The 5,375-nt window shown below is 51.5% G+C and carries 2 protein-coding genes and 1 pseudogene; 1 reads left to right on the top strand and 2 read right to left on the bottom strand.

Annotated elements, in window-relative coordinates; translation table 11 throughout:
- A pseudogene (locus NW853_RS07055) lies at nt 1–199 on the top strand (Uma2 family endonuclease); the annotation flags it as partial.
- A 41-nt stretch (nt 200–240) separates the two neighbouring features.
- On the opposite strand, the gene NW853_RS07050 reads toward NW853_RS07055, so the two are convergent.
- Together NW853_RS07050 and NW853_RS07045 are read right to left on the bottom strand one after the other, a co-directional pair.
- A complete protein-coding gene (locus tag NW853_RS07050) occupies nt 241–2,934 on the bottom strand; it encodes a class I SAM-dependent methyltransferase (protein ID WP_414348594.1) in 2,694 nt (897 codons plus the stop codon).
- 36 nt (nt 2,935–2,970) lie between these two features.
- A complete protein-coding gene (locus NW853_RS07045; RefSeq protein WP_414348592.1) occupies nt 2,971–5,022 on the bottom strand; it encodes a glycosyltransferase in 2,052 nt (683 codons plus the stop codon).
- Nucleotides 5,023–5,375: the final 353 nt, after the last annotated feature.

The following is a 5,375-nucleotide window of genomic DNA, read 5'->3' as shown; positions in this document are numbered from 1 at the left end:
ATGGGAAGGCAGGTTTCGGGACATCGAAACCACGTGGATTCGCTGGGCCACCTCTTCTGGGGAACTGGTACCCACCGAGGCTGAACTGGAGCGGCAGCGAGCAGAGCAAGAACGGCAACGAGCTGAGCAGGCCGAACAACGGGCAGATCGCCTGGCCCAAAAGCTGCGGGAACTGGGGGTGGATCCCGATGCACTTTAAAGCCTCCCCCCCTCAAGAGGGTTGAGGATAGGCGGCAAATCCTACTGAGCAATCAACAAAACAGGCAGCTTCTGGACAGCTGACCGTAGTCCTTTGGGAAAACGCTCCCGCTTCAGAGGGTAGCGGTAGTTCATATGCTGAATCAGCCTCTCCCACTGCCAAGGGTTCAAGCCAGACACCACAGAACAAAGCGGCTCCTCAGCTACTTCCTCTCCTTTCTCCATAAGTTTGAGGATTACATTCCCCGCCGCCATTTCTAGTGTTTGATTGGCTAGCTGTGGATCCGGATCCCCGAGTAGGATAAGAGCATAGTCTTTTGAATTTGGACTAAGCAGGATTTGCTCCAGCAGCTTCTCCAGCTCCTCCGCAAGCTGCTCTGTTTCCAGCTCCCAGTAAGGAAAAAGAACGACGTTAAACTTGCTCAGGCGGATCCCTTGCGGAAGTGTAGTTTCTGTTAAGCTATCTCTCACTACTGGCAGGTTCTCAGCCAGGCTCACCCAGACTCCGGTATAGTCAATACTATGTAACCGAAAGAAAGCCCCAATTTCTCGTTCAAAGTCGTGGACAGCCTCTCGACATCCCTGCCAATGTCCGTAATCATCGATTTGGATAAATCCTTGGGAGTTAACCTGCTCATAAAGATTCTGAAAGATATCCATTGTGGACTGGTACCAGTCAGCGTCCGCGTGTAGAAAAGCGATCTCGCCTACCTGGTCACGGTAAGCTGGCAATGTGTCAGCAAACAGTCCTTGAACAGGAACAATGAGATCCCAAACTCCTAGTTCCCTACTGATTACCTCCAAGTTCTCCGAGACAGGAGCCCCCAAAGCTCCAGCTCCATAGGGAGTATCATTGGCAAGAAATCCTCTGTAATCTCGGTCTACTTCTGTTGGCTGAGGCATTCCTGAGAAGGTGTCGAAAGCGTAGACTTTGCGGGGTCGGCGGCTGTAGTTTTTGATCACCCAAGCTAGCAGTGCAGAGCTGCCTCCTCTGCAAACGCCACACTCAACAAAGTTCCCAGAGATGTCTTCTTGGCAGACTCGCTTGGCTAAGGTGTAGAGATTCCAGAGACGCTCAAAGCCCAAAAGGGTAAAGGCCTTAACCTTTTCCAAAACTCTCGATAACTCAAGGTTGTATACCGGGTATCCCTTCAAATGCTCTGGTAGTGTCCAATCAACAGCAGGATCCGGAATATGCTCCACAGGCTGGACGTTACCCCGCCAAGCGACGCCCATGATCTGCATGGTTTGGTAAATCATCGTGTTCCAGCCTCGAGCCCTTAGGTAGTTTAAGCCCTCAGCTACATCCGGTGAAGCAAGGTCATGAAAGAGAATTAGAGCATCTTCAGCAGCGTAGCGGTCTGCCACCTGAGCATCTAGCAGAGGAGCTGGCGCGTCATGATTTCCATCGATGTAGATCAAAGACCAGCGGCGGTTCTTTTCCCGAGCAATCTCTTCTGCCTTCTCTGGGCTGTAGCCGGGATACAGGTTGACATTGGAGCGAACTCCTGCCAAGCGGAGAGACTGATCCACACTTTCATAAATCTGAGGATTGGCCAGAGCAGGATCCACTACATCAAGAACAACTCCTCCCAATGCAAGGTGAGCAGTTGACCAACCTAGCCAACACCCAATCTCCAAAGCAGGTTTTCCTTGGAACTTAAGAGCGGTATTGTACAAGATATGTGCTTCATCTCGGCTAACAAAGCCAATAAGAGGTTGACGTAAGTCTGCGTGCGAAAGATGGGGAATCTCTTTTCGCAAGTAGGGCCAAGGGTGAGAACTTGGATCCACTACAGTCATTAGAGGGAAGCTATAGTCAAGATGTATTCTCCTCTGGTTATTCGATACATAGTCATATCTTTTAATCGGGAGAGAGTTCTTGCCTGGATATCGTAAGCTGGCTTCAACCTTAAAACCTTCAGTTGTAAGTACAATATGAGTTGGTCTTGTCTTAGCATCGGCCGTAAGATGTACAATCCCTATTGGTTCGTGAGGCGGAAAAGGATCCACCCATAGCCTCTTTTGAGGATCCCATAAAGGTAGCTGATAGTGAGCCAACCAATTACAATTGAGTGGTAGAAGCTCAACTCTATCCAAACCTAAATCCTTGTAGATAGAAACATTTAAAGCAAACTGATCCGTCCATAAATCGAAGCATCTGAGGATAGCTTGCTCTACTCTTTTTCCCCATGCCGACCAGTGAATAGATTGTCTAGCTCCGGAGAATACACCAGCGTTCAGCAATGGCTCTATATCTAGACGATTAAACTCGGTGTGATGGAAGTATTTGTGGTAGTGCCAGGTTATCCAGGTTTGCATCCAGAATCTGTTGACATGCTTAGCTACTAACTCGGTAACTATTGAAAATCCTTTTCTTTTTGCTCCTAGGGTGAGTAGTTCAATTGCAGACCAATCTTGGAGCCAAGCGTCTGCGTCAATCCAAATATAAACCTCGTAACCTGGAAAATACTCAGGTAAGAATGGCCTGGATGCCAGAGCTTTAAGGTAGTTAGGTTGGCTGTTACTACTTGGGATATCGTAATTCCAACCTGGCTCAATAATATGGTCAACGTACTGACTTATCCACTGCAACTGCTCTAGCGTGCAGCCTGTATCGAGAAATCCAATGTCCACAGAATACCCCTGCGGCTTTTCCCGGATAGAGAGGATAGTCCCCTGGACTAACTCAAAAAACTTGCTGTCTGCGCTTGTAACAACGATAGTTGAGTTCATGACTTTCGCATCTCCTCTCTTTTCAAGAGTCTACTCCTAAGCTCTGCGCAGATAGCAGAGGGATCCTCTTTGACCAGCTATGATCTCCCCCTGCCAGATCATGTGAGAAGGATCCAGCATCTGGTCAATCCGCTTGCGGTCTTGCTCCGAGCCAAACTCCACATAGATAACCTTGATGCCCTTGAGCCATGGCTTCAAGCTAGTCAACACCTCCACCCCCTGCCCACCTGTTGCCAACCTCAGTACATCGATGCGCTCCAGACCTAGCTCCTGCAAGGCTGTCTTAGCTTCTCGAAAAGCCAGCACCTGCTCCACTCCCCACTCTGTTTGAGAGTCTTCTGGCCAGAGACGACGAGTCTTATAGCCATCCTTTCCTGCCAAGCCCACTGGATGCACATGGCAGTTGCCCAAACTCAGAGCATTCTGCTGCAGCAGGTGTAAGGCCAAGGGATCCATCTCAAAACAGTGAATGGCCGCCTGCGGATGAAATGTTCGGAAGCAGGCGCTCGCTACCCCCACTCCGGCTCCGACATCCACCACCAACTTAACCTCTGGAAGTAAGGAAGCAGTTGGCTCGTAAAGCCGGCTGAGGTTGGCGACCGTCTCCCCATACTCAACGCCTTCGTACCCTCGTAGCCAGGCTGACGGAGCAGAACTGTCCTTTTGGATTAAGTCAATGAGAAAAGTTTCTGTGATTCTTCCTGCATTGGCAAAGACGAGCTGATGATCTTCTCCTAAGACAAAGGCAAAGCTGGCTTTGAGGGGCTGCTTCAGTCTCTGGAGATCCTCAACCGTGCACACAGCCACATCAAACACTGGCCAGCTTGCTGGCTCTCCTGTTAGCTCATGCACCCGCTCAGCCACGCCCCTCTGCTGCAAGAGGGCACAGGGATCCACAAAGCTCCCTTCCCCATACAGCTCCAGGCGTGGCAAGTCCAGCAAATCAGCAGCAATCACCCCAGGACAGCCGCGGCTGAGAAACACCTTGAGCCGCTCTTGCACCCGATGCAGCTCTTGCACAGGCTCATACACAGCCAGGCGGGTGTCTATCAGGTGAGAGTTAGCCGTGCTGACAAAGTGACGCACCTCGGAACGAGGCGAGTAGCGGAAGGGTTCGGGCAGCTCTCCGCCAAACACCCAGTCCAGCAGATTCTGGATGCGGTGGCGGGGGTGCCACTGTTTGTCGAAGGCTTGGTAGGCGCGGCGGGCAATCTCGATGGCTTCTTGTGGATGGTCGAGGTAGTAGCGAACCTTTTCCAAAAGTTCGTCTTCGGAGTCGTAGGTGTCGCAGTAGGTTCCCGGCACCAGCAGCTCGTCGAAGCCCGAGGCAAAAGAAAGACGGTCTGTCAACAAAAAGCCACCTGCTGAGATCACTTCCAGATTGCGGAGATTGAGATCCGCATTTTGGCTACAGTTAAACGAAATCAGCGAGTTGGCAAAGCGTTCGGCTGCTTCTATGCGATTGGCAGCTTTGATGAGGATAGGCAAATCCGCTTCCTTCAAAGCCTGCACAAGTCGGGAGCGTCTGGGGTGCCGAGAGCCTTGCTGGCCAATGAAGACAATTTGGTTTTCTCTCACTTCTACCCACTCGTGGGCGACAGGGCGCATGGAGATAAGGGGCAACCAGGCCAGGTTTTCCACACCTGCTGCAGCAAACCAGTGCAGGTGATGGCGGTTGTAGGCGGTGGCCACGTAATCAAAGCCTTCGGTAGCCCAGTAGGCTAGGAGGTGATTGATGGGGAACTCCCAATGGTGAGTATCGCCAGCCAGCAGGACAGTCGGGCAGCCAAACTTCTTGGTATTAAAAGGATTACTCGAGTCGAAGCTAGAAGTCCAAATAACAACTAAGTCAAATTCCTTATCTGCAATCTGCTCAGACTGCTGTACGAAGCCGTAGAGGTCATAATCTCCTTCTGGGCACTCCACTAGGCCGCCGGTGAAGTTGACAAAGCCTAACCCAAATCCCTTCGCTCTTGCCTTGGGACAAAGGGTTACCTGCCGGTCTGAAAGCAGAGGGGGCGGGATGTAGTCGGGTGGAGCTGGCCAGTTGAGAAGAATACGCGGAGCTGCGGCCTTGGTACCCTTCATTTTTTGATCCTTCGCTCGGGCAGTCCGTAGGAGCTTAGCAGTCCTAGGTTATGAAACGGTTATAAAGCCAGCTCTACTCCTCAGGGATCCGTCAAAACCCTTGTTTAGCCCGTCCCTGCAGCTTTCTAGAGCTGGATCAATAACTGGCAACCCTAGCTTGCCCTGGAAGTCAGGCTAAAGAAGAAGGGATCCCTTGACCCTCTATCTACGATAGGCCATGGGCAGCCCCGCCGTTGATAGGCCGGATCTGGCCTACCTACCCAAGCGGCCACCTGCCGAGGTCAAGTAGGAGCAACGACGAGCAGAGCACCTGGCCCAAAAGCTGCGGGAACTAGGGGTGAATCCGGGTACAT

Source organism: Synechococcus sp. H55.11, from assembly GCF_047462475.1.
GTDB lineage: Bacteria > Cyanobacteriota > Cyanobacteriia > Thermostichales > Thermostichaceae > Thermostichus.
The sequence above is the reverse complement of the archived record's forward strand: the minus strand, read 5'-3'. Positions and strand labels throughout refer to the sequence as shown.